Source organism: Enterobacter sp. MGH119 (genome assembly GCF_001037675.1).
In the GTDB taxonomy this organism is placed as follows: Bacteria; Pseudomonadota; Gammaproteobacteria; order Enterobacterales; family Enterobacteriaceae; genus Enterobacter; species Enterobacter hormaechei_C.
Window position 1 is genome coordinate 16,039 of sequence record NZ_KQ089932.1, and the last position, 25,082, is coordinate 41,120.

The 25,082-nt window shown below is 52.9% G+C and carries 23 protein-coding genes; 22 read left to right on the top strand and 1 reads right to left on the bottom strand.

Going from position 1 to position 25,082, the window contains the following annotated elements:
* Positions 1–303: 303 nt before the first annotated feature.
* From mnmG to phoU, 22 genes are all read left to right on the top strand, one after another.
* Complete coding sequence (gene mnmG, locus SK53_RS17015) at positions 304–2,193, top strand: tRNA uridine-5-carboxymethylaminomethyl(34) synthesis enzyme MnmG (RefSeq protein ID WP_022652098.1); 1,890 nt, start codon at positions 304–306, stop codon at positions 2,191–2,193.
* Between the two features lie 107 nt (positions 2,194–2,300).
* Complete coding sequence (rsmG, locus tag SK53_RS17020) at positions 2,301–2,924, top strand: 16S rRNA (guanine(527)-N(7))-methyltransferase RsmG (RefSeq protein ID WP_003862377.1); 624 nt, start codon at positions 2,301–2,303, stop codon at positions 2,922–2,924.
* Between the two features lie 616 nt (positions 2,925–3,540).
* Entirely contained in the window at positions 3,541–3,921 is a 381-nt protein-coding gene (gene atpI, locus SK53_RS17025) for a F0F1 ATP synthase subunit I (protein ID WP_003862375.1), read from the top strand.
* Between the two features lie 8 nt (positions 3,922–3,929).
* Entirely contained in the window at positions 3,930–4,745 is an 816-nt protein-coding gene (gene atpB / locus SK53_RS17030) for a F0F1 ATP synthase subunit A (RefSeq protein ID WP_003862373.1), read from the top strand.
* A 49-nt stretch (positions 4,746–4,794) separates the two neighbouring features.
* The gene (atpE, locus tag SK53_RS17035) at positions 4,795–5,034 is read left to right on the top strand and encodes a F0F1 ATP synthase subunit C (protein ID WP_000429386.1); all 240 of its coding nucleotides are present in this window, start codon (positions 4,795–4,797) and stop codon (positions 5,032–5,034) included.
* A 48-nt stretch (positions 5,035–5,082) separates the two neighbouring features.
* The gene (gene atpF / locus SK53_RS17040; protein WP_003862370.1) at positions 5,083–5,553 is read left to right on the top strand and encodes a F0F1 ATP synthase subunit B; all 471 of its coding nucleotides are present in this window, start codon (positions 5,083–5,085) and stop codon (positions 5,551–5,553) included.
* Between the two features lie 14 nt (positions 5,554–5,567).
* A complete protein-coding gene (gene atpH / locus SK53_RS17045; RefSeq protein ID WP_048209821.1) occupies positions 5,568–6,101 on the top strand; it encodes a F0F1 ATP synthase subunit delta in 534 nt (177 codons plus the stop codon).
* Positions 6,102–6,113: 12 nt separating this feature from the next.
* The gene (gene atpA / locus SK53_RS17050; RefSeq protein ID WP_003862367.1) at positions 6,114–7,655 is read left to right on the top strand and encodes a F0F1 ATP synthase subunit alpha; all 1,542 of its coding nucleotides are present in this window, start codon (positions 6,114–6,116) and stop codon (positions 7,653–7,655) included.
* Positions 7,656–7,706: 51 nt separating this feature from the next.
* Positions 7,707–8,570 (top strand): F0F1 ATP synthase subunit gamma, encoded by an 864-nt coding sequence (gene atpG, locus SK53_RS17055; protein WP_003862364.1) that lies wholly within the window; start codon positions 7,707–7,709, stop codon positions 8,568–8,570.
* A gap of 31 nt (positions 8,571–8,601) precedes the next feature.
* Complete coding sequence (gene atpD / locus SK53_RS17060) at positions 8,602–9,984, top strand: F0F1 ATP synthase subunit beta (protein WP_003862362.1); 1,383 nt, start codon at positions 8,602–8,604, stop codon at positions 9,982–9,984.
* Positions 9,985–10,004: 20 nt separating this feature from the next.
* Positions 10,005–10,424, top strand: coding sequence for a F0F1 ATP synthase subunit epsilon (locus SK53_RS17065; protein ID WP_003862360.1), 420 nt, complete (start codon positions 10,005–10,007; stop codon positions 10,422–10,424).
* Between the two features lie 138 nt (positions 10,425–10,562).
* On the top strand, positions 10,563–11,933 hold the full coding sequence (glmU, locus tag SK53_RS17070) for a bifunctional UDP-N-acetylglucosamine diphosphorylase/glucosamine-1-phosphate N-acetyltransferase GlmU (protein ID WP_023315069.1): 1,371 nt from the start codon (positions 10,563–10,565) through the stop codon (positions 11,931–11,933).
* A 240-nt stretch (positions 11,934–12,173) separates the two neighbouring features.
* A complete protein-coding gene (glmS, locus tag SK53_RS17075; protein ID WP_048209822.1) occupies positions 12,174–14,003 on the top strand; it encodes a glutamine--fructose-6-phosphate transaminase (isomerizing) in 1,830 nt (609 codons plus the stop codon).
* A gap of 428 nt (positions 14,004–14,431) precedes the next feature.
* Positions 14,432–15,010 carry a chaperone-usher fimbrial major subunit gene (locus SK53_RS17080; RefSeq protein ID WP_003861165.1) on the top strand — a complete coding sequence of 193 codons (579 nt, stop codon included), beginning with the start codon at positions 14,432–14,434 and terminating at the stop codon, positions 15,008–15,010.
* Between the two features lie 71 nt (positions 15,011–15,081).
* On the top strand, positions 15,082–15,765 hold the full coding sequence (locus SK53_RS17085; protein ID WP_022652100.1) for a fimbrial chaperone: 684 nt from the start codon (positions 15,082–15,084) through the stop codon (positions 15,763–15,765).
* An 18-nt stretch (positions 15,766–15,783) separates the two neighbouring features.
* Entirely contained in the window at positions 15,784–18,303 is a 2,520-nt protein-coding gene (locus SK53_RS17090) for a fimbria/pilus outer membrane usher protein (protein ID WP_048209823.1), read from the top strand.
* Positions 18,304–18,312: 9 nt separating this feature from the next.
* Positions 18,313–19,389, top strand: coding sequence for a fimbrial protein StgD (gene stgD, locus SK53_RS17095; protein ID WP_048209824.1), 1,077 nt, complete (start codon positions 18,313–18,315; stop codon positions 19,387–19,389).
* A 246-nt stretch (positions 19,390–19,635) separates the two neighbouring features.
* Positions 19,636–20,676 carry a phosphate ABC transporter substrate-binding protein PstS gene (gene pstS, locus SK53_RS17100; RefSeq protein WP_022652104.1) on the top strand — a complete coding sequence of 347 codons (1,041 nt, stop codon included), beginning with the start codon at positions 19,636–19,638 and terminating at the stop codon, positions 20,674–20,676.
* A gap of 127 nt (positions 20,677–20,803) precedes the next feature.
* Positions 20,804–21,763, top strand: a complete 960-nt coding sequence (gene pstC / locus SK53_RS17105; RefSeq protein WP_003861158.1) for a phosphate ABC transporter permease PstC — start codon at positions 20,804–20,806, stop codon at positions 21,761–21,763.
* On the top strand, positions 21,763–22,653 hold the full coding sequence (pstA, locus tag SK53_RS17110; RefSeq protein ID WP_003861156.1) for a phosphate ABC transporter permease PstA: 891 nt from the start codon (positions 21,763–21,765) through the stop codon (positions 22,651–22,653). The genes pstC and pstA overlap by 1 nt, the downstream gene beginning before the upstream one ends.
* 47 nt (positions 22,654–22,700) lie before the next feature.
* Positions 22,701–23,474, top strand: coding sequence for a phosphate ABC transporter ATP-binding protein PstB (gene pstB, locus SK53_RS17115; protein WP_003861154.1), 774 nt, complete (start codon positions 22,701–22,703; stop codon positions 23,472–23,474).
* Between the two features lie 26 nt (positions 23,475–23,500).
* Positions 23,501–24,226, top strand: coding sequence for a phosphate signaling complex protein PhoU (phoU, locus tag SK53_RS17120; protein WP_003861153.1), 726 nt, complete (start codon positions 23,501–23,503; stop codon positions 24,224–24,226).
* Positions 24,227–24,320: 94 nt separating this feature from the next.
* Here phoU and yieH read toward each other — a convergent pair whose 3' ends face one another.
* The gene (gene yieH / locus SK53_RS17125) at positions 24,321–24,986 is read right to left on the bottom strand and encodes a 6-phosphogluconate phosphatase (RefSeq protein ID WP_003861151.1); all 666 of its coding nucleotides are present in this window, start codon (positions 24,984–24,986) and stop codon (positions 24,321–24,323) included.
* Between the last annotated feature and the right edge of the window lie 96 nt (positions 24,987–25,082).

Here is a 25,082-nt window from a genome sequence, read left to right on the forward strand (position 1 = left end):
GTTGGTTTAGTTTTTGACCTGTGTATAAAGTGGCGATCTGATCCCAGCTTATACGGTCCAGGATCACCGATCATTCACAGCAAACGATCCTTCCTAACTGCATGATCTTATTTATGGGATCGGACTTATCCACAAAGGTCTGCGATCCTAATAAGAGATCACAATAGAACAGATCTCTAAATAAAAAGATCTTCTTTTTAATAGCCCAGGATCCCAATGCTTTCTCGAAAGACTAAAGTTGAGTAGAATCCACGGCCCGGGCTTCAATCCATTTTCATACCGCTTTACGCGAGGCAGACCACCATGTTTTATCAGGATCCTTTTGACGTCATCATCATTGGCGGGGGTCACGCAGGCACTGAGGCCGCAATGGCCGCAGCGCGAATGGGTCAGCAGACCCTGCTTTTGACACACAATATCGACACGCTGGGACAAATGTCCTGTAATCCGGCGATTGGCGGCATTGGGAAAGGACACCTGGTAAAAGAAGTGGACGCACTTGGCGGCCTGATGGCGAAAGCGATCGATCATGCGGGCATTCAGTTTAGGATACTAAACGCGAGTAAAGGTCCGGCTGTTCGCGCCACCCGTGCACAGGCAGACCGTGTGCTTTACCGTCAGGCTGTGCGCACCGCGCTGGAAAACCAACCGAACCTGATGATCTTCCAGCAGGCGGTAGAAGATCTTATCGTGGAGAACGATCGTGTTGTTGGCGCCGTGACCCAAATGGGTCTCAAATTCCGCGCAAAAGCGGTGGTGCTGACGGTCGGGACATTCCTGGACGGTAAAATCCATATTGGTCTGGACAATTACAGCGGTGGTCGTGCTGGCGATCCGCCGTCAATTCCGTTATCTCGTCGTCTGCGTGAGCTGCCGCTGCGCGTAAGCCGCCTGAAAACCGGCACGCCGCCGCGTATTGATGCGCGCACCATTGATTTCAGCGTGCTGGCACAGCAGCACGGCGATAACCCGATGCCGGTGTTCTCGTTCATGGGCAATGCGGCGCAACATCCGCAGCAGGTGCCGTGCTACATCACGCACACCAATGAAAAAACCCATGACGTGATCCGCAATAATCTCGATCGCAGCCCAATGTATGCTGGTGTGATCGAAGGGATCGGCCCGCGTTATTGCCCGTCTATCGAAGACAAAGTGATGCGCTTTGCCGATCGTAATCAGCACCAGATCTTCCTCGAACCGGAAGGGCTGACATCTAACGAAATTTACCCGAACGGCATCTCCACCAGCCTGCCGTTCGACGTGCAGATGCAGATTGTGCGTTCAATGCAGGGCATGGAAAACGCGAAGATCGTTCGTCCTGGCTACGCTATTGAGTACGATTTCTTCGATCCGCGTGACCTGAAGCCGACGCTGGAAAGCAAATTCATCCAGGGTCTGTTCTTCGCAGGCCAGATTAACGGCACCACCGGGTACGAAGAAGCTGCCGCGCAAGGGCTGCTGGCCGGTCTGAACGCCGCTCGCTTCTCTGCCGAGAAAGAGGGCTGGGCACCGGCGCGTTCTCAGGCTTACCTGGGCGTTCTGGTCGACGATCTCTGCACGCTGGGGACCAAAGAACCGTACCGCATGTTTACTTCTCGTGCGGAATATCGCCTGATGCTGCGCGAAGACAATGCCGATCTGCGTCTGACCGAGGTGGGCCGCGAGCTGGGTCTGGTGGATGACGAGCGCTGGGCGCGCTTCAACGAGAAGCTGGAACACATTGAACAGGAACGTCAGCGCCTGAAAACCACCTGGGTGAATCCGCAGGCGGAAACTGCTGCTGAAGTGAATGCTCACTTAACAGCACCGCTGTCGCGCGAAGCCAGTGGGGAAGATCTGCTGCGCCGTCCTGAAGTCACCTACGAGAATCTGGTCAAACTGACGGCGTTCGCACCGGGCCTTGAAGACGCTGAAGCGGCCGAGCAGGTCGAAATTCAGGTGAAGTACGAAGGCTACATCGCGCGTCAGCAGGATGAGATCGAAAAACAGCAGCGCAACGAAAACACGCTGCTGCCGGAAATGCTGGACTACCGTCAGGTGACGGGTCTTTCCAACGAAGTGATCGCTAAGCTGAACGATCACAAACCTGTATCGATTGGCCAGGCCTCACGTATCTCTGGCGTCACACCTGCCGCGATTTCGATTCTGCTGGTGTGGCTGAAAAAGCAGGGCATGCTGCGCCGTAGCGCGTAATGCTCTGTAAATAGCCCGGTGGCGCTGCGCTTACCGGGCCTACTGAACCCGTAGGGCGGGTTAGCGAAGCGCCACCCGCCACTTAAGTTTCTCAACAGGTATCCACCGTGCTCAATAAACTCTCTCGTCTGCTGGAACAGGCAGGTATTTCGCTCACCGATCACCAGAAAAATCAGCTGGTGGCCTATGTCGATATGCTGAACAAATGGAATAAAGCGTACAACCTCACCTCCGTACGCGATCCCAACGAGATGCTGATTCGCCATATTCTCGATAGCATCGTCGTGGCGCCGTATCTGAACGGTGAACGTTTTATCGATGTGGGCACCGGTCCGGGCTTGCCGGGCGTTCCGTTGTCTATTGTTCGACCGGAGAGTCATTTCACGCTGCTGGACAGCCTGGGCAAGCGCGTACGCTTTTTACGCCAGGTTCAGCATGAGCTGAAGCTGGAAAACATTACGCCCGTACAGAGCAGGGTAGAGGAGTTCCCGGCAGAGCCACCGTTTGACGGTGTTATCAGCCGCGCGTTTGCCTCACTCAATGACATGGTGAGCTGGTGCAAACACCTGCCAGCGGAGAAGGGGCGTTTTTATGCGCTGAAAGGGCAACTTCCGGGGGACGAAATCGAGCAGCTTCCGGACGGTTTTGTTGTCGAATCCATTGAGAAACTCCAGATCCCTCAGCTCGAAGGTGAGCGTCATCTGGTGATAATTAAGCCAAACACTTTTTAAAAAATTAATAAAAAATGTGGAATTTGTGCTGTTCTGATCGTGTTAAAAAGCAGCACATCCAGTCTGATTTGGTCGTCGTTAATTTAACCTTGTTGTTACCATGGATTTTCTTATGGTTAACCTGACGTGATTCGTTCACTCAGAGGATAGTCAACCATGAAATTATCAGTCTGCTAAAAGTGGGTAAAAGCAACAAGAATGGAATGTTAAATATTTATTAAGAATGTCAATAAAAGGTTTTTGTTGTATACGGCTCTGTTTTAAAAATAGTTGCGTTTTTTTTGCTTTAATTTCATGCAGATGAAATTAATCGTTTTACGTCTTTGATAAATACCACTTTATCGCAAATGTGTATTTTGTGATCTCGTGCACGCTTTATCACCAACGTTTCCGCGCTGTTTGCAGTTTTGCCTGAAGGTCAACGCTTAGGTCAAAAGTTGAAAAATAGGACTGGGGAAAAATATTTAAACATTTATTCACCTTTTCGCTACTTAATGTTTGAAATCACGGGTACGCACCGTATAATTTGACCGCTTTTTGATGCTTGACTCTGAGCCTTAAAGGACGTTTTATACGACACGCGGCATACCTCGAAGGGAGCAGGAGTAAAAACGTGATGTCTGTGTCGCTCTTGAGTAGAAACGTTGCTCGTAAGCTTCTGTTCATTCAGTTTCTGGCTGTGATAGCAAGTGGACTGCTGTTTAGCCTCAAAGACCCCTTCTGGGGCATCTCCGCCGCGTGCGGAGGTTTGGCGGTGGTTCTGCCAAACGTGTTGTTTATGATTTTTGCCTGGCGTCATCAGGCGCATACACCTGCCAAAGGCCGCGTGGCCTGGTCCTTCGCTCTCGGCGAAGTGTGTAAGGTGTTGCTGACCTTTGCTCTACTGGTGATGGCGCTGGCGGTTTTGAAAGTGGTATTCATGCCGCTGATAGCAACGTGGGTTTTGGTGCTGGTGGTACAAGTTCTGGCTCCAGCTGTAATCAATAACAAAGGGTAAAAGGCATCATGGCTTCAGAAAATATGACGCCGCAGGATTACATAGGTCACCATCTGAATAACCTTCAGCTGGACCTGCGTACATTCTCGCTGGTGGATCCACATAACCCCCCGGCCACCTTCTGGACGATCAACATCGACTCCATGTTCTTCTCGGTGGTTTTGGGTCTTCTGTTCCTGGCCATGTTCCGTAGCGTTGCTAAAAAGGCGACCAGCGGTGTTCCAGGGAAATTCCAGACGTTCATCGAGATGATCATCGGCTTCGTCCATGGCAGCGTGAAAGACATGTACCATGGTAAGAGCAAACTGATTGCTCCGCTGGCCCTGACCGTGTTCGTTTGGGTCTTCCTGATGAACCTGATGGACCTCCTGCCTATCGATTTCTTACCTTGGATCGGTGAGCACGTACTCGGCCTGCCTGCACTGCGCGTGGTTCCGTCTGCCGACGTGAACATCACCCTGTCGATGGCGCTGGGCGTATTTATCCTCATTCTGTTCTACAGCATCAAAATGAAAGGCGTAAGCGGCTTTGTGAAAGAGCTTACCTTGCAGCCGTTCAACCACTGGGCGTTTATTCCGGTCAACCTGATTCTGGAAGGCGTTAGCCTGCTGTCCAAACCTGTTTCACTGGGTCTGCGACTGTTCGGCAACATGTATGCGGGTGAGCTGATTTTCATTCTGATCGCGGGTCTTCTGCCGTGGTGGTCACAGTGGATTCTGAATGTGCCATGGGCCATTTTCCACATCCTGATCATTACGCTGCAAGCCTTTATCTTCATGGTTCTGACGATCGTCTATCTGTCGATGGCGTCTGAAGAGCACTGATTTTTTACCAACACTACTACGTTTTAATTGAAACAAACTGGAGACTGTCATGGAAAACCTGAATATGGATCTGCTGTACATGGCTGCCGCTGTGATGATGGGTCTGGCGGCTATCGGTGCTGCGATCGGTATCGGCATCCTCGGGGGCAAATTCCTGGAAGGCGCAGCGCGTCAACCTGATCTGATTCCTCTGCTGCGTACTCAGTTCTTTATCGTTATGGGTCTGGTGGATGCAATCCCAATGATCGCTGTAGGTCTGGGTCTGTACGTGATGTTTGCTGTCGCGTAGTAGTTGTTTTAAATCCCCAAGCCACAGAAATTTAAGAGGTATTGTGCTGTGAACATGAACGCAACAATCCTCGGCCAGGCCATCGCGTTTATTCTCTTTGTCTGGTTCTGCATGAAGTATGTATGGCCGCCTTTAATGGCTGCCATCGAAAAACGTCAGAAAGAAATTGCTGACGGTCTGGCTTCCGCAGAACGCGCTAAGAAAGATTTGGACCTTGCACAGGCCAACGCGACAGACCAGCTGAAAAAAGCGAAAGCTGAAGCTCAGGTAATCATTGAACAGGCTAACAAACGCCGTTCTCAGATCCTGGACGAAGCCAAAGCTGAAGCAGAACAGGAACGTACTAAGATCGTGACACAGGCTCAGGCTGAAATTGAAGCTGAGCGTAAACGTGCTCGTGAAGAACTGCGTAAGCAGGTTGCGATTCTGGCTGTTGCTGGCGCCGAGAAGATCATCGAACGTTCCGTGGATGAAGCTGCTAACAGCGACATCGTGGACAAACTTGTCGCTGAACTGTAAGGAGGGAGGGGCTGATGTCTGAATTTGTTACGGTAGCTCGCCCCTACGCCAAAGCAGCTTTTGACTTTGCTGTCGAACACCAAAATGTCGATCGCTGGCAGAATATGCTGGCGTTTGCCGCTGAGGTGACGAAAAACGAACAAATGGCCGAGTTGCTTTCTGGTGCGTTAGCGCCTGAAACCCTCGCCGCGTCGTTTATCGCCGTGTGCGGAGAGCAACTGGATGCCAACGGCCAGAACCTGATTAAGGTGATGGCGGAAAATGGTCGTCTCCGTGTGCTCCCGGATGTTCTCGAGCAGTTTGAGCACTTACGTGCCCTTAGTGAAGCTACCGCTGAAGTTGAAGTAACTTCCGCGGCTGAACTGAGTGACGAACAGCTTGCGAAAATCACCGCCGCGATGGAAAAACGTCTGTCACGCAAAGTTAAGCTGAATTGCAAAATCGATAAGTCTGTAATGGCTGGCGTAATCATCCGCTCGGGTGATATGGTCATTGATGGCAGCGTACGCGGCCGTCTTGAGCGCCTTGCAGACGTCTTGCAGTCTTAAGGGGACTGGAGCATGCAACTGAATTCCACCGAAATCAGCGAACTGATCAAGCAGCGCATTGCTCAGTTCAATGTTGTGAGTGAAGCTCACAACGAAGGTACTATTGTTTCTGTAAGTGACGGTGTTATCCGCATCCACGGCCTGGCCGATTGTATGCAGGGTGAGATGATTTCCCTGCCGGGTAACCGTTACGCTATCGCACTGAACCTGGAGCGCGACTCCGTAGGTGCCGTTGTGATGGGTCCATACGCTGACCTCGCCGAAGGCATGAAGGTTAAGTGTACTGGCCGTATTCTTGAAGTGCCGGTTGGCCGTGGCCTGCTGGGTCGCGTTGTTAACACCCTGGGTGCGCCAATCGACGGTAAAGGTCCGGTTGAGCACGATGGCTTCTCCCCAATCGAAGTTATCGCACCAGGCGTTATCGACCGTCAGTCTGTTGATCAGCCAGTACAGACGGGTTATAAGTCCGTTGATGCCATGATCCCAATCGGTCGTGGTCAGCGTGAACTGATCATCGGTGACCGTCAGACCGGTAAAACCGCGATGGCAATCGACGCCATCATCAACCAGCGTGATTCCGGCATCAAATGTGTGTACGTGGCTATCGGCCAGAAAGCGTCCACCATTTCCAACGTGGTTCGTAAACTGGAAGAGCACGGCGCACTGTCTAACACCATCGTTGTGGTAGCAACCGCGTCTGAATCTGCTGCACTGCAATACCTGGCACCATACGCCGGTTGCGCAATGGGCGAATACTTCCGTGACCGCGGTGAAGATGCGCTGATCGTATACGATGACCTGTCTAAACAGGCTGTTGCTTATCGTCAGGTTTCCCTGCTGCTCCGTCGTCCACCAGGACGTGAAGCATTCCCGGGCGACGTATTCTACCTCCACTCTCGTCTGCTGGAGCGTGCTTCCCGCGTTAACGCGGAATACGTCGAGAACTTCACCAAAGGTGAAGTGAAGGGTAAAACAGGTTCTCTGACCGCCCTGCCGATCATTGAAACCCAAGCGGGTGACGTTTCTGCGTTCGTTCCGACCAACGTAATCTCCATTACCGATGGTCAGATCTTCCTGGAAACCAACCTGTTTAACTCCGGTATTCGTCCGGCGGTTAACCCGGGTATCTCCGTATCCCGTGTGGGTGGTGCTGCTCAGACCAAGATCATCAAGAAACTGTCCGGTGGTATCCGTACCGCGCTGGCACAGTATCGTGAACTGGCTGCGTTCTCTCAGTTCGCATCCGATCTGGACGAAGCAACCCGTAAACAGCTGAGCCACGGTCAGAAAGTGACCGAGCTGCTGAAGCAGAAACAGTACGCGCCAATGTCTGTTGCTCAGCAGGGCCTGGTACTGTTCGCGGCTGAACGCGGTTACCTCGAAGATGTGGAACTGGCGAAAATCGGTAGCTTCGAAGCCGCTCTGCTGGCTTACGTCGACCGTGATCACGCTCCGCTGATGCAAGAGATCAACCAGACCGGTGGCTATAACGACGAAATCGAAGGCAAGCTGAAAGCTATCCTCGATTCCTTCAAAGCAACCCAATCCTGGTAATCGTCCGGCGGCTTGTCTCAGGACAAGCCGTCTGGCATTGAGGAGAAGCTCATGGCCGGCGCAAAAGAGATACGTAGTAAGATCGCAAGCGTCCAGAACACGCAAAAGATCACTAAAGCGATGGAGATGGTCGCCGCTTCCAAAATGCGTAAATCGCAGGATCGCATGGCGGCCAGCCGTCCTTATGCAGAGACCATGCGCAAAGTGATTGGTCACCTTGCAAACGGTAATCTGGAATATAAGCACCCTTACCTGGAAGAACGCGACGTTAAGCGCGTGGGCTACCTGGTGGTGTCGACTGACCGTGGTCTGTGTGGCGGCTTGAACATTAACCTGTTCAAAAAACTGCTGGCGGATATGAAAGGCTGGTCCGATAAAGGCGTTCAGTGCGATCTGGCACTGATTGGCTCTAAAGGCGTCTCTTTCTTTAACTCCGTTGGTGGCAACATTGTCGCTCAGGTGACCGGTATGGGTGATAACCCGTCCCTGTCCGAACTGATCGGCCCGGTTAAAGTGATGTTGCAGGCCTACGATGAAGGCCGTCTGGACAGACTGTACGTTGTCAGCAACAAATTTATTAACACCATGTCTCAGGTGCCTACGCTCACTCAGATGCTGCCGTTACCGGCATCAGAAGATGACGAGCTGAAACAGAAAGCCTGGGATTACCTGTATGAACCCGATCCGAAACCGCTGCTGGATACCCTGCTGCGTCGTTACGTTGAATCTCAGGTTTATCAGGGCGTTGTAGAAAACCTGGCCAGCGAGCAGGCCGCACGAATGGTGGCGATGAAAGCCGCGACCGATAATGGCGGCAGCCTGATTAAAGAGCTGCAGTTGGTTTACAACAAAGCTCGTCAGGCCAGCATTACTCAGGAACTCACCGAGATCGTCTCGGGGGCCGCCGCGGTTTAACCAGGTTTACGAATTACGTAGAGGATTCAAGATGGCTACTGGAAAGATTGTCCAGGTAATCGGCGCCGTGGTGGACGTCGAGTTCCCTCAGGACGCCGTACCACGCGTGTACGACGCGCTTGAGGTACAGAATGGTAACGAGAGCCTGGTGCTGGAAGTTCAGCAGCAGCTCGGCGGCGGTATCGTGCGTACCATCGCCATGGGTTCTTCCGACGGTCTGCGTCGTGGTCTGGAAGTAAAAGACCTTGAGCACCCGATCGAAGTCCCGGTAGGTAAAGCAACACTGGGTCGTATCATGAACGTATTGGGTCAACCAATCGACATGAAAGGCGACATCGGTGAAGAAGAGCGTTGGGCTATCCACCGCGCGGCACCTTCCTACGAAGAGCTGTCCAGCTCTCAGGAACTGCTGGAAACCGGCATCAAAGTTATCGACCTGATGTGCCCGTTCGCGAAGGGCGGTAAAGTTGGTCTGTTCGGTGGTGCGGGTGTAGGTAAAACCGTAAACATGATGGAGCTGATCCGTAACATCGCGATCGAGCACTCCGGTTACTCCGTGTTTGCGGGTGTTGGTGAACGTACTCGTGAGGGTAACGACTTCTACCATGAAATGACCGACTCCAACGTTCTGGACAAAGTTTCCCTGGTTTACGGCCAGATGAACGAGCCACCAGGAAACCGTCTGCGCGTTGCGCTGACTGGCCTGACGATGGCTGAGAAGTTCCGTGACGAAGGCCGTGACGTTCTGCTGTTCGTTGATAACATCTACCGTTACACCCTGGCCGGTACTGAAGTATCTGCACTGCTGGGTCGTATGCCTTCAGCGGTAGGTTATCAGCCTACGCTTGCGGAAGAGATGGGTGTTCTTCAGGAACGTATCACCTCTACCAAAACTGGTTCTATCACCTCCGTTCAGGCGGTATACGTACCTGCGGATGACTTGACTGACCCATCTCCAGCAACCACCTTTGCTCACTTAGATGCAACCGTGGTTCTGAGCCGTCAGATCGCGTCTCTGGGTATCTACCCGGCCGTTGACCCGCTGGACTCCACCAGCCGTCAGCTGGATCCACTGGTTGTTGGCCAGGAGCACTACGACACCGCGCGTGGCGTACAGTCCCTGCTGCAACGTTATCAGGAACTGAAAGACATCATCGCCATCCTGGGTATGGATGAACTGTCTGAAGAAGACAAACTGGTGGTAGCACGTGCGCGTAAGATCCAGCGCTTCCTGTCCCAGCCGTTCTTCGTTGCGGAAGTATTCACCGGTTCTCCAGGTAAATACGTTTCCCTGAAAGACACCATCCGTGGCTTTAAAGGCATCATGGAAGGCGAATACGATCACCTGCCAGAGCAGGCGTTCTACATGGTTGGTTCCATCGAAGAAGCCGTGGAAAAAGCCAAAAAACTTTAACGCCTTAATCGGAGGGTGATATGGCAATGACTTACCACCTGGACGTCGTCAGCGCAGAGCAACAAATGTTCTCTGGTCTGGTCGAGAAAATCCAGGTAACGGGTAGTGAAGGTGAACTGGGTATTTTCCCGGGTCACGCACCGCTGCTCACCGCCATTAAGCCTGGTATGATCCGCATCGTTAAACAGTTCGGTCATGAAGAGTTTATCTATCTGTCCGGCGGCATTCTTGAAGTGCAGCCAGGCAGTGTGACCGTTCTGGCCGATACCGCTATTCGTGGCCAGGATCTCGACGAAGCGCGAGCCCTAGAATCGAAGCGTAAGGCTGAAGAGCACATTAACAGCTCTCATGGTGACGTGGATTACGCTCAGGCGTCTGCGGAGCTGGCCAAAGCGATCGCGAAACTGCGCGTTATCGAGTTGACCAAAAAAGCGATGTAACACCGGCTTGAAAAGCACAAAAGCCAGTCTGGATCCCAGGCTGGCTTTTTTTTTCGGCCTTAATTCATGATGAAAAAGATGTAGAATTTTAAGCATCAAACGTTTTTACTTCTCACACAAACTACCGTCAGGATGCGTATGTTAAACAGTGCGATGAGCGTGGTGATCCTTGCCGCAGGCAAAGGTACCCGCATGTATTCCGATCTGCCTAAAGTGCTCCACACGCTGGCAGGAAAGCCAATGGTTCAGCATGTTATTGATGCAGCGAATGAATTAGGCGCCAGCCAGGTGCATCTGGTTTATGGACATGGCGGCGATCTGCTGAAAAAAACGCTGCGTGACGACAATCTCAACTGGGTGCTTCAGGCAGAACAGCTGGGTACGGGTCATGCAATGCAGCAGGCTGCACCCTTCTTCGCTGATGATGAAGATATCCTGATGCTCTACGGCGACGTCCCGCTGATCTCCGTTGAAACCCTTACTCGGCTGCGTGAAGCCAAACCGCAGGGTGGCATCGGTTTGTTGACCGTCGTGCTGGACGATCCAACCGGCTATGGCCGCATTACGCGTGAAAACGGCAACGTGACGGGGATTGTTGAGCATAAAGATGCCACTGACGAACAGCGCCAGATTCAGGAGATCAACACCGGCATCCTGATTGCGAACGGTGCGGATATGAAGCGCTGGCTGTCCAGACTCAACAATAACAACGCGCAGGGTGAATACTACATCACCGACATCATTGCGATGGCTTACCAGGAAGGGCGTGAGATTGCTGCCGTTCATCCGGCGCGTATCAGCGAAACGGACGGGGTAAACAACCGTCTCCAGCTTTCCCGTCTTGAGCGTATTTACCAGTCCGAGCAGGCAGAAAAGCTGTTGCTCGCGGGCGTTATGCTGCGCGATCCGGCGCGTTTCGATCTGCGTGGCACGCTGACCCACGGGCGCGACGTTGAAATAGATACTAACGTTATCCTGGAAGGTAACGTCACGCTGGGCAACCGCGTCAAAATCGGCACCGGCTGTGTGATTAAAAACAGCGCGATCGGTGACGACTGCGAAATCAGCCCGTACAGCGTGGTGGAAGATGCCCATCTTGAGGCGGCCTGTACGATTGGCCCATTTGCGCGTCTGCGCCCGGGCGCTGAGCTGCTGGAAGGTGCTCACGTAGGTAACTTCGTGGAAATGAAAAAAGCGCGTCTGGGTAAGGGCTCTAAAGCGGGTCATCTGACCTATCTGGGCGATGCGGAAATTGGCGACAACGTAAACATTGGTGCAGGGACGATTACCTGTAACTATGACGGCGCCAATAAGTTTAAAACCATCATTGGTGATGACGTGTTTGTAGGCTCCGATACCCAGCTGGTGGCGCCTGTTACCGTGGGCAAAGGCGTGACCATTGCCGCCGGGACAACCGTTACGCGCGATGTGGCCGAGAACGAGCTGGTGTTAAGCCGCGTTCCGCAGGTCAGCAAGCAGGGCTGGAAACGCCCGGTGAAGCAGAAGTAACGGATTTATACCCCTCACCCTAACCCTCTCCCCACAGGGGAGAGGGGATTGTTCGGTGCGGTGTTTTTCTCCCTCGCCCCTTTGGGGAGAGGGCCGGGGTGAGGGGATAACATAATCCTCCCCCCACAAGCAGTACCCATAAAAATAACCCCACTCTCTACAAGGCTCGGGGCGCCCGGAAAGGGCAAATACAGGTCAGCGACAACGCATGGCATAACGCCATAATCAGGAAATATAACTATGTGTGGAATTGTTGGCGCAGTTGCGCAGCGTGATATTGCTGAAATCCTTCTCGAAGGTTTACGTCGTCTGGAATACCGTGGTTACGACTCAGCCGGGCTGGCTGTCGTTGATGCAGAAGGTCATATGACCCGTCTGCGCCGTCTCGGTAAAGTGCAGATGCTGGCCCAGGCTGCGGAAGAACATCCGCTGCACGGTGGCACCGGTATTGCGCATACCCGCTGGGCGACCCACGGTGAGCCATCTGAAGGCAACGCACACCCGCATGTGTCTGAACACATCGTGGTCGTGCATAACGGCATTATCGAAAACCACGAACCGCTGCGTGAAGAACTGAAAGCGCGCGGCTATACCTTCGTCTCTGAAACCGACACCGAAGTGATTGCTCACCTGGTGCACTGGGAGCTGGCAAAGGGCGGTACACTGCGTGATGCGGTGCTGCGCGCTATCCCTCAGCTACGTGGTGCTTACGGTACGGTGATCATGGATTCCCGCGACCCGTCCACGCTGCTGGCCGCGCGTTCCGGTAGTCCGATGGTGATTGGTCTGGGCATGGGTGAAAACTTTATCGCTTCCGACCAGCTGGCGCTGCTGCCGGTTACCCGTCGCTTTATCTTCCTGGAAGAGGGAGACATTGCCGAGGTGACACGTCGCAGCGTGACCGTATTCGACACAAAAGGCGAGCAGGTTAAGCGTCAGGAGATCGAATCAAACCTGCAATACGACGCGGGCGACAAAGGTGCTTACCGTCACTACATGCAGAAAGAGATCTACGAACAGCCAAACGCCATTAAAAACACCCTGACTGGTCGCATCAGCCATGGTGAAGTGGATCTGAGCGAGCTGGGCGCCAATGCCAACGAACTGCTGAGCAAAGTCGAGCACATTCAGATCGTGGCCTGCGGCACCTCCTACAACTCCGGTATGGTCTCTCGCTACTGGTTTGAATCTCTGGCGGGCGTGCCGTGCGACGTAGAAATTGCGTCTGAGTTCCGCTATCGCAAATCTGCCGTACGTCGTAACAGCCTGATGATCACCCTTTCCCAGTCAGGTGAAACGGCAGATACCCTGGCGGCGCTGCGTCTCTCTAAAGAGCTGGGTTATCTGGGTTCTCTGGCCATCTGTAACGTCCCGGGCTCATCGCTGGTGCGTGAATCCGATCTGGCGCTGATGACCAAAGCGGGTACCGAAATCGGCGTGGCCTCCACCAAGGCGTTTACCACTCAGCTGACGGTTCTGCTGATGCTGGTGGCGAAACTGGCGCGTCTGAAAGGTGAAGATGCCTCTGTTGAGCATGACATCGTTCACGGTCTGCAGGCGCTGCCGAGCCGTATTGAGCAGATGCTCTCTCAGGACAAACGCATTGAAGCTCTGGCGGAAGATTTCTCTGACAAACATCACGCCCTGTTCCTGGGCCGTGGCGATCAGTATCCGATTGCGCTGGAAGGCGCGCTGAAGCTGAAAGAGATCTCTTATATTCACGCTGAAGCCTATGCGGCAGGCGAGCTGAAGCATGGCCCGCTGGCGCTGATCGATGCGGATATGCCAGTTATCGTGGTGGCACCTAACAACGAACTGCTGGAAAAACTGAAATCTAACATCGAAGAAGTGCGCGCCCGTGGTGGTGTTCTGTACGTCTTTGCGGATAAAGATGCCGGTTTCGCCAGCAGCGACAACATGCACATCATCGAGATGCCGCATGTGGAAGAGGTGATTGCGCCGATCTTCTACACCGTACCGCTGCAACTGCTGGCTTATCACGTCGCGCTGATCAAGGGCACCGACGTAGACCAGCCACGTAACCTGGCGAAGTCCGTCACCGTAGAATAATCTCCAGCCTACCCGAGGCTGCCAGTATTCTGGCAGCCTCATAGCCCTCCCCTCAGCGATTATTTCTTTTTATCGCAACCTGTTTCTTTTTTCATTTTTTCTTACATTTTTGCTCTATCTGCTCATTTCACCTATGTCTGCTTAAAAAAGAATCTGATTTAGCTATGACAAAGAAAAGATATTGATAAATTCTTAAAAAAATAGAGAAGAGATATCAATAGCATTTTTTAATTATGTTTTGTTCTTATTTTTAAGGGTTTTTTTATTTTTAATTTTTATTGTTCCATTTTAAAGATATTTCATGTGGGAAAACATATTTGTCATAGAGCAGGAATGAACTGTACTATCGCCACGCTTTAAAGGATGGTGTGTTTTATTTGAATGTATAAATGAGACGCATACAAATAATGTAAATTATGGAGAGTTTCATGAAATTAAACGTTATAGCCACTTCACTGGTTTTATCTTCCGTCCTGTTTTCAGGTGCGACATTAGCGGCTGACGGTACTGTTCATTTCCGTGGCGAGGTGATTGATTCTACTTGTACAGTCACGACTGATACCAGTAATCAGACTGTTAATATTGGTCGTGTATCGGTAAAAACCTTCGCGGGTATTGATTCCACCGCGTCTGTTAAAGATTTCCACATCCGTCTGGAAGGCTGCCCGGCAACCTATACTCAGGCGGCGGTACGCTTTGACGGGACGGAAGATAAAGATACCATCGGTAAAGGTTATCTTTCAATCGGTACGCCGGTGAACGAAGACGGTACGGACGGTGAGTTCACTGGCAGCGGCGACGCCATTGCGGCGACGGGCGTGGCGATAAAACTGTTCAACCTGAGCGATGATACCGCGATCCCTTTGTATAACAATTCTAAATACGTTGCCATTGCAGATGGTAAAGCGGATATGGGATTCAAGGCGAAATTCGTCCAGACTCTGGCAACAGTGACGCCGGGTACTGCGAATGCTGACTCTCAGTTTACTATTGAATACCTGAAATAATCAGCGGTTATGGATTCGGAGCCTGTTAAGAACTTATTTACAGGCTCCTTTATATATAAGGACATTGGATTATGCCAGGGCGTATAGTGAATGTATTATTAGCGTGTTGTCTTACGGGTATTTCTACAATGGCATCGGCAGGTGTGGTTATCGGTGGCACACGAGTGGTTTATTCGAGTGATAAATCCGACGCAACCATTACTGTCAAAAATAACGAAGCGGCTATCCCTTATCTTATTCAAACATGGGTTGACCCCTTCAGTAATACAGGAACCGCGAAAAAACCACCGTTTACCGTCATTCCACCGGTATCTCGTCTGGAGGCTGGGCAGGAAAAAATTCTGCGCATTATGAAAACCGAGGGCAATTTACCGCAGGATCGGGAGTCGGTGTTCTGGCTGAACATCAAAAATATTCCCCCGGCGAGCAATAAGCCGAACGCGATGGAAATCGCCATTAAGACACGTATCAAGCTGATCTGGCGTCCGGCCTCGTTGAACATTACCCCGGAGCGCGCCGCCACGCAGGTGAAGTGGCACAGAGAAAATCGGCAGCTGGTAGTTGAAAATCCCACGCCGCTAAATATCAACGTTATGAATGTGACAGTGGACGGCAAAGATGTGCCGCTCAATATCGTCCATCCCTTTGAAACCCTGCGTTTACCCTTACCGGAAGGCGTGAATGGCCATGCGCTGGTTTGGCGGTATGTGAATGATTTCGGTGCGATTAGTCAGGATTTAAAAGCAGCGCTTTAAGCAAAGGATGGTTTATTTATGGAGTGTTACCGTATTTTCATCGCGCTTGCTTCCGGGATGGTGCTTGGTTTATCCGGCGAGGTGGCCGCGAGGGATATGTTTAACCCTGCGCTGCTTGAAATCGATCATCCGGTGGACGTGGATATCCACCAGTTTAATCGCGCGAACAGTCTGCCTGCCGGGAACTATAAGGTAAGCATCTATGTAAACGGCGAATATGTTGACCGCCGGGAGGTGACCTTTGTCGAAGATACTGCCACCAGCAACCTGCATCCTTGCTTCTCAGACATCAAAACCGTGCTCGCTGAGCTTGGGGTCAAAGTGGCGGCTATCAAGGCCCTTAACGACATAGATGACAAAGCCTGTCTGGACCCCGCGCCGCTCGTTCCTGGCTCAGCCTGGACGTTTGATACGGATAAACTCCAGCTTAACGTCACGTTGCCGCAAATCTATATTGATGTATCGGCGCGCGGCTATATTAATCCCTCACGCTGGGATGAGGGCATCAATGCGCTGATGGTGAACTACGATTTTTCCGGCTCCAGCACGGTGCATTCGAACGAGGATGATAACAACGATTTTTATTATCTGAACCTGCGCAACGGTGCCAACCTGGGGGCATGGCGTTTACGTAACTACAGTACGCTAAACGTGACCGATGGCGAGTCTTCGTATCATTCGATCAATACCTATTTACAGCGCGATATCGCCGCGTTACGCAGCCAAATTATGCTGGGGGATACATGGACCGCAAGCGACGTGTTTGACAGCACGCAACTGCGAGGGATGCGTCTCTACACGGATGATGACATGCTGCCTTCGAGCCTGACGGGGTTTGCGCCAGTGGTTCGCGGCGTGGCGAAAAGCAATGCGACCGTGATTGTGCGGCAAAACGGTTACATCATTTACCAGTCTGCCGTACCGCAGGGAGCGTTTGCGCTCAAGGATTTAAACACCACCAATTCGGGTGGCGATCTGGATGTTACCATCAAAGAAGAGGATGGCAGCGAGCAACATTTTACCCAGCCTTACGCCTCACTGGCGATCCTGAAGCGTGAAGACCAAACCGATGTCGATATCAGCGCGGGTGAACTGCGCGATCAAAACGATTTTCAGCCGACCGTTTTTCAGGCGCAGGTGTTACACGGTTTTCCTGCGGGTATTACCCTCTACGGGGGCGTGCAGGGAACCAGCGATTACACCTCCGCCGCGCTTGGCGTGGGGAAAGATATGGGTTCGCTGGGCGCCCTTTCGCTGGACGTAACGCATGCCCGCTCGCGGTTTGAGGACGATGACGAAAGCGGGCAATCTTACCGTTTTCTCTATTCCAAACGTTTTGATGAAACGAACACAACGTTTCGGCTGGTGGGCTACCGCTACTCCACAGAGGGCTACTACACCCTGAACGAATGGGCGTCCCGGCAGAATAACGAGAGCGACTTCTGGACGACAGGTAACCGCCGTAGCCGTCTGGAGGGAACATGGACGCAGACCTTTGGCGACGGGATGGGAAATATTTATCTTACCCTTAGCCGCCAGCAGTACTGGAAGACGGATGAAGTCGAGCGGCTGGTGCAGCTGGGCTACAGCAATAGCTGGCGCGCTATTTCCTGGAACGTCTCCTGGAACTACACCGATTCACTCACCTCGGCCCAAAATAGCACCGACACTGACGTCAGCGACAGTCAGGGCAGCGAACAGATTTTTATGCTCTCCCTCTCCATACCGTTGTCAGGCTGGCTGCATGACAGCTACGTCAACTATGGGTACACCCAAAACAACCACGGAAAAGGGATGCACCAGGTGGGGCTGAGCGGTAACGCGCTGGATGCGCACAACCTCTCCTGGAACGTTCAGCAGTCTTACGATGCGGATAACGAAGATTACAACAACAGCGCAGGGGTGGGCTATGACGGCACCTATGGTTCGGTAAACGCCAGTTACGACTATACCCAGGACAACCAGCGCCTCAACTATGGAATGAAGGGCGGGATTCTGGCCCACAGCGATGGCATAACTTTCTCTCAGGAACTGGGGGAAACCGTCGCGCTGGTTAAAGCCCCGGGAGCTTCCGGCCTGGCGCTGGAGAATGGTACGGGTAAGGCGACGGACTGGCGCGGCTATACGGTACAGACGCAGCTCAACGCCTACGATGAAAACAGAGTGGAGATCGACAGCGATTACTTTGCGAAGGCCAACGTCGAAATCGACAACAGTATCCTCAGCGTTATCCCGACGCGCGGCGCGGTGGTACGGGCGGAGTTTGTCACTCACGTGGGCTATCGCGTCCTGTTCAATGTGCGGCAGAAGAGTGGCAAACCGGTGCCGTTTGGCGCCATGGCCTCGGCTGATTTACCCCACGGCAGCGTAACCGGCATTGTGGGCGAAAATGGCGAGCTTTATCTGTCCGGCATGCCGGAAGAGGGGGCGTTTGTCCTGAAGTGGGGCGCAGATAACACGATGACCTGCCCGGTTAACTACCACTTTACCCCGCCAGAAGGCGTCGAACTGATACAAATATCGGCAGTATGCCAATAGGGAAATAAGATGAAATTCAGGACACCTCTGTTTTTAAGCGCGTTGATAATATTTATGGCGCCAGTATGCAAAGCGTACACCACGGGCGACGGGATTTGTCACTCCGAAGGTGGCGCTTATATCTATAACCTTAATCTGAACGGGCAGTCGATCCCGGCGGATAAAAATAAAGCAGGTACAGAGATCAGGGATCTGGAAACGCTCAGTTCATCTGCGAGTTACAAAGCGCAATGCAACTGTCTTACGCATTACTCTACGGGCTTTCGCCAAATCTACTACACCGCACGATCGTCGTTAAGTGAAGATGTGGTAAAGAACGGGTATACCTATTTTACCCTTAATAACAACCTCAGCATCGCCACGTCGATACTTGTGCTCGGCAGAGATTATATACCGGTACCTTTCAGCGCAGAACCAAACGTAATGTCTCATAGCTCCTATTGTTATGCGCCTGGTGAGGAAGGGAGCGAACCAACACTCAATACCGGTTCAAAAATAAAAATATCATTCTTAATTAACAAGCCGTTTATTGGCCGGGTGAGTGTGCCAGGTACGATAGTCGCCGATCTTTATGGCGGGCTGGATGCGGCCTCCTCGACCTCCAGCACCGAAAAAATGGCAGAGATCAAAATCGCTGGCGATATCGTCGTGCCGCAAAACTGCGAGATCGCGCCCGGGCAGACGCTTGAGATAGATTTTGGCAAAATCCCGGCCCCGGAATTTTCCGCTACCAAAGGCACCGCCGTGACGAGTCACAAGGTAAAAAAGACGATTCAGGTACAGTGCACAGGCATGCTGGATGAGAATATTGTCTACTCCACTTTCCATGGAGACCCTGTCGACGCCGATGCCACGATGATGAAAGTCAACGGCAATGATGATGTAGGCATTGTGGTATACGACAAGTGGGATCGTCAGGTCAGCGTCAACGGCGGCAGGATGGACATGGATAGGGGAGAAAACAATAACGGCGCCGAAAACAATTCGCTTACCTTTTCCGCTGCGCCTGCAAGCGCAACGGGGGCGCAGCCAAAACCTGGAACGTTTGAAGCGTACGCAACGGTCACGCTGGAAATTGAACATTAATCACCCAACGGCTGTTTATGACAGCCGTTGTCATTTTTCCTCTTTTGCACCAGGCTTATCCCTTTCTATATGACAACTCTATGATGCTCCCCTGAACAAATAATCATTAATATCAGTGGCTTATTTTACACTCTCTCATTGTCATAAAACTGTCATATTTCGTACATTTATCTGTCACCTGTTTGTCCTATTTTGCTCATCGTAGCCACTTAAACAATGATTTACGAAATCCTTGCAGGAGACATTATGAAAGTTATGCGTACCACTGTCGCAACTGTTGTCGCCGCGACCTTATCGATGAGCGCTTTCTCTGCCTTCGCAGCAGCAAGCCTGACTGGCGCTGGTGCAACCTTCCCTGCGCCGGTGTATGCCAAATGGGCGGATACCTACCAGAAAGAGACCGGTAACAAGGTCAACTATCAGGGTATCGGCTCCTCCGGTGGCGTAAAACAAATTACCGCGAATACCGTTGATTTCGGCGCATCCGACGCTCCGCTGTCTGATGAGAAACTGAATCAGGAAGGCCTGTTCCAGTTCCCGACCGTGATCGGCGGCGTTGTGCTGGCTGTTAACATCCCTGGCCTGAAATCAGGCGAGCTGGTGCTGGACGGCAAAACCCTGGGTGACATCTACCTGGGCAAAATCAAAAAATGGGATGACGAAGCCATCACTAAGCTGAACCCGGGCGTTAAGCTGCCTTCGCAGAATATCGCGGTGGTTCGTCGTGCTGACGGCTCTGGCACCTCTTTCGTGTTCACCAGCTATCTGGCGAAAGTGAACGAAGAGTGGAAATCTAAAGTCGGTTCCGGCTCTACCGTTAACTGGCCAACCGGTCTGGGCGGTAAAGGCAACGACGGTATCGCAGCCTTCGTACAGCGTCTGCCTGGCTCTATCGGCTACGTAGAGTACGCCTACGCTAAGCAGAACAATCTGGCCTACACCAAACTGGTTTCTGCCGACGGCAAACCGGTTAGCCCGACCGAAGAGAACTTCGCCAACGCCGCCAAAGGCGCTGACTGGAGCAAATCCTTCGCTCAGGACCTGACTAACCAGAAAGGTGAAGACGCGTGGCCAATCACCTCTACCACCTTCATTCTGGTTCACAAAGAGCAGAAGAAACCAGAGCAGGGCGCAGAAGTGCTGAAGTTCTTCGACTGGGCATACAAAAACGGCGGCAAACAGGCTAATGACCTGGATTACGCCAGCCTGCCAGACAGCGTGGTTGAGCAGATTCGTGCTGCATGGAAAACCAACGTGAAAGACAGCAGCGGTAAAGCGCTGTACTAACAGGATATTTTTAACGAAGATGGCGGGTGGCGCGCAGCGATCCCGCCCTACGGTTTACTCTGTAGGCCCGGTAAGCGTCAGCGCCACCGGGCATATTCGTAAGACGTCTCATAAAGAAGAGTAATTTATGGCTGCAACCAAGCCTGCATTTAACCCTCCGGGTAAAAAAGGTGACATGATTTTCAGCGCGCTGGTGAAACTGGCTGCGCTGATTGTGCTATTGCTGCTGGGCGGCATTATCGTGTCCCTGATTTTCTCCTCCTGGCCGAGCATTCAAAAATTTGGTTTCGCCTTCCTGTGGACCAAAGAGTGGGATGCGCCGAACGATATTTACGGTGCGCTGGTGCCGATTTACGGCACGCTGGTGACCTCTTTTATCGCCCTGCTAATTGCGGTTCCGGTGAGCTTCGGTATTGCCTTGTTCCTGACGGAACTGGCGCCAGGCTGGCTGCGGCGTCCGCTGGGTATCGCCATTGAACTGCTGGCGGCCATCCCAAGTATCGTTTACGGCATGTGGGGCCTGTTTATTTTTGCTCCGCTGTTTGCAACGTACTTCCAGGAGCCGGTCGGTAACGTGCTTTCTGCCGTTCCGTTTGTGGGGGCGCTGTTCTCCGGCCCGGCATTCGGTATCGGCATTCTGGCGGCGGGTGTGATCCTCGCCATCATGATTATTCCGTACATTGCGGCGGTCATGCGCGATGTCTTCGAACAAACCCCGGTGATGATGAAAGAGTCCGCCTACGGCATCGGCTGCACCACCTGGGAAGTTATCTGGCGCATCGTCCTTCCGTTCACCAAAAATGGGGTGATTGGCGGCATTATGCTGGGCTTAGGTCGCGCGCTCGGTGAAACCATGGCGGTCACCTTTATCATCGGTAACACCTACCAGCTCGACAGCGCTTCGCTCTATATGCCGGGGAACAGTATTACTTCTGCGCTGGCGAACGAATTTGCCGAAGCGGAATCCGGGCTGCACGTCGCGGCGCTGATGGAACTGGGCCTGATCCTGTTTGTTATCACCTTTATTGTGCTGGCTATCTCCAAGCTGATGATTATGCGTCTGGCTAAAAACGAGGGGGCACGCTAATGGCAACTCTCGATATGCAAAATACCGCTCAGCTTGCGGAATCCCGTCGCAAAATGCAGTCAAAGCGCCGGATTAAAAACCGCATTGCGCTGACGCTTTCCATGGCCACGATGGCGTTCGGCCTGTTCTGGCTGATCTGGATCCTGATGTCAACCATCACCCGAGGCATCGATGGAATGTCCCTGGCGCTGTTCACGGAAATGACGCCGCCGCCGAACACGGCGGGCGGTGGTCTGGCAAACGCCCTGGCGGGTAGCGGCCTGCTGATCCTGTGGGCGACCGTTTTCGGTACACCGTTGGGCATCATGGCGGGTATCTATCTGGCGGAGTATGGGCGCAAGTCCTGGATCGCTGAAGTCATCCGCTTTATTAACGACATTCTGCTTTCTGCCCCGTCGATTGTCGTGGGTCTGTTTGTTTACACCATCGTGGTGGCGCAAATGGAACACTTCTCCGGCTGGGCGGGTGTGATTGCGCTGGCGCTGTTGCAGGTGCCTATCGTTATTCGTACTACTGAAAACATGCTGAAACTGGTGCCGGACAGCCTGCGTGAAGCGGCTTACGCGCTGGGCACGCCGAAATGGAAAATGATTTCGGCGATCACCCTGAAAGCATCCGTCTCGGGGATCATGACCGGTATCCTGCTGGCTATCGCCCGTATCGCCGGTGAAACCGCACCGCTGCTGTTTACCGCCCTCTCCAACCAGTTCTGGAGCACGGACATGATGCAGCCGATCGCCAACCTGCCGGTGACGATCTTTAAATTTGCGATGAGCCCATTCGCGGAATGGCAGCAGCTGGCCTGGGCCGGGGTGCTGATCATCACCCTTTGCGTACTGTTGCTGAACATTCTGGCGCGCGTCATTTTCGCGAAGAAGAAACACGGTTAAATTTTTACGGCGCGGCAGCTCGCGGCGCCGAATGAGGAAATGAGTCAATGAGTATGGTTGATACTGCCCCGGGTAAGATTCAGGTTCGTGATTTGAACTTCTACTACGGCAAATTCCATGCCCTGAAGAATATCAATCTGGATATCGCGAAGAACCAGGTAACGGCATTCATCGGTCCGTCCGGCTGTGGTAAATCCACGCTGCTGCGCACCTTTAACAAAATGTATTCGCTCTATCCGGAGCAGCGCGCAGAAGGTGAAATTCTGCTGGACGGTGACAACATCCTGACCAATACCCAGGATATCGCCCTGCTGCGTGCGAAAGTGGGGATGGTATTCCAGAAACCCACGCCGTTCCCGATGTCGATCTATGACAACATCGCCTTTGGTGTGCGTCTGTTTGAGAAGCTCTCCCGTGCGGATATGGACGAGCGCGTGCAGTGGGCATTGACCAAGGCCGCATTATGGAACGAAACCAAAGATAAACTTCACCAGAGTGGGTACTCTCTCTCCGGTGGTCAGCAGCAGCGTCTGTGCATTGCGCGCGGTATCGCCATTCGCCCGGAAGTCTTGCTGCTGGATGAGCCGTGCTCAGCCCTGGACCCGATCTCAACCGGGCGTATCGAAGAGCTGATCACCGAGCTGAAGCAGGATTACACCGTGGTGATCGTGACCCACAACATGCAGCAGGCTGCACGTTGTTCTGACCACACGGCGTTTATGTACCTGGGCGAGTTGATTGAGTTCAGCGATACGGATGCGCTGTTCACCCGTCCGGCGAAGAAACAAACCGAAGATTATATTACTGGCCGCTACGGTTGATTTGCCTTAGTGCATGTGGAGAAACCATGGACAACCTCAATCTTAATAAACACATTTCCGGCCAGTTTAACGCAGAGCTGGAAAGCATTCGCACCCAGGTGATGACCATGGGCGGCATGGTCGAGCAGCAGCTTTCTGATGCGATCACGGCGATGCACAACCAGGACAGCGAGCTGGCGAAGCGCGTTATTGAAGGCGACCACAACGTCAATATGATGGAAGTCGCCATCGACGAAGCCTGCGTGCGCATCATTGCGAAGCGTCAGCCGACGGCGAGCGACCTGCGTCTGGTGATGGCGATCATCAAAACTATCGCCGAGCTGGAGCGTATTGGTGACGTGGCGGATAAAATCTGCCGCACCGCGCTGGAGAAATTCTCCCAGCAGCACCAGCCGCTGCTGGTGAGTCTGGAGTCTCTCGGTCGCCACACCGTGCAGATGCTGCACGACGTGCTGGACGCTTTCGCGCGCATGGATCTGGACGAAGCGGTCCGTATCTACCGTGAAGACAAGAAAGTTGACCAGGAATACGAAGGCATAGTGCGTCAGCTGATGACCTACATGATGGAAGATTCCCGTACCATTCCAAGCGTACTCACCGCGCTGTTCTGCGCGCGCTCAATCGAGCGTATCGGTGACCGCTGCCAGAATATTTGTGAATACATCTTCTACTTCGTGAAGGGGCAGGATTTCCGACACGTGGGCGGCGACGAGCTGGACAAGCTGCTGGCGGGCAAAGATCCGAAAGAGTGATTTTTACCCTCACCCTAACCCTCTCCCACAGGGAGAGGGGACCATTCGGTTTTCTCCCTCTCCCTGTGGGAGAGGGCCGGGGTGAGGGGAAAACTCAGCGAGTAATATCCCACCCGCGCGCCTTCCACAACGCTGGCAGTTGCGCCAGATCGGTAAAGGTCGTCACTTTTGGATGATCGATCGGCTTGTTGTGCGGATCGGCGCAGAAGTAAAACACCTCCATCCCCGCATCAATCCCCGACTGCGCGCCCGCAGACGAGTCATCCACCAGGATGCAGTTCTCCACGTTGACGTTCATCGCCTTCGCCGCGTGGAACATCAATGCCGGATCCGGCTTCCAGCGCTGGATATCGTAGCCACTGAACAGTTTTTCCGGGAAGTGGTGCAACATGTTCAGCTTGCCGAGCGAGTGCTGCATTTTGCTGACCGGGCCGTTAGAGACCACGCAGATCGGCACCGTCATCGCATCCAGCAGCGTGTTAGCGCCAGCGATAACTTCCAGCTCGGCGTCGAAGAGGCGTGCGACCTCGGCGCGGTACACCGGTTCCAGATCCGCTTTCGCCAGATCCACCCCGTGCTCTTCGTTAATGATGTCGATGATCTCGTACAGCTTCACGCCCTTAAAGCGTTTAAACACCTCTTCGAGATCGAGCGTAATACCAAATTCCTGGAACATGGCGACATACGCGCGGGAACAAATGACCTCACTGTCGACCAGCGTACCGTCACAGTCGAAAAATACCGCTTCAATTCCGGACATGCCTTTCCCTTTTAACAAGTTTAACGTTTTCGTACGGCAGTTCACCGGGACGCAATCGTTGCCGTATAAGCAAAATCAATGAAAAAAGTATCCCGT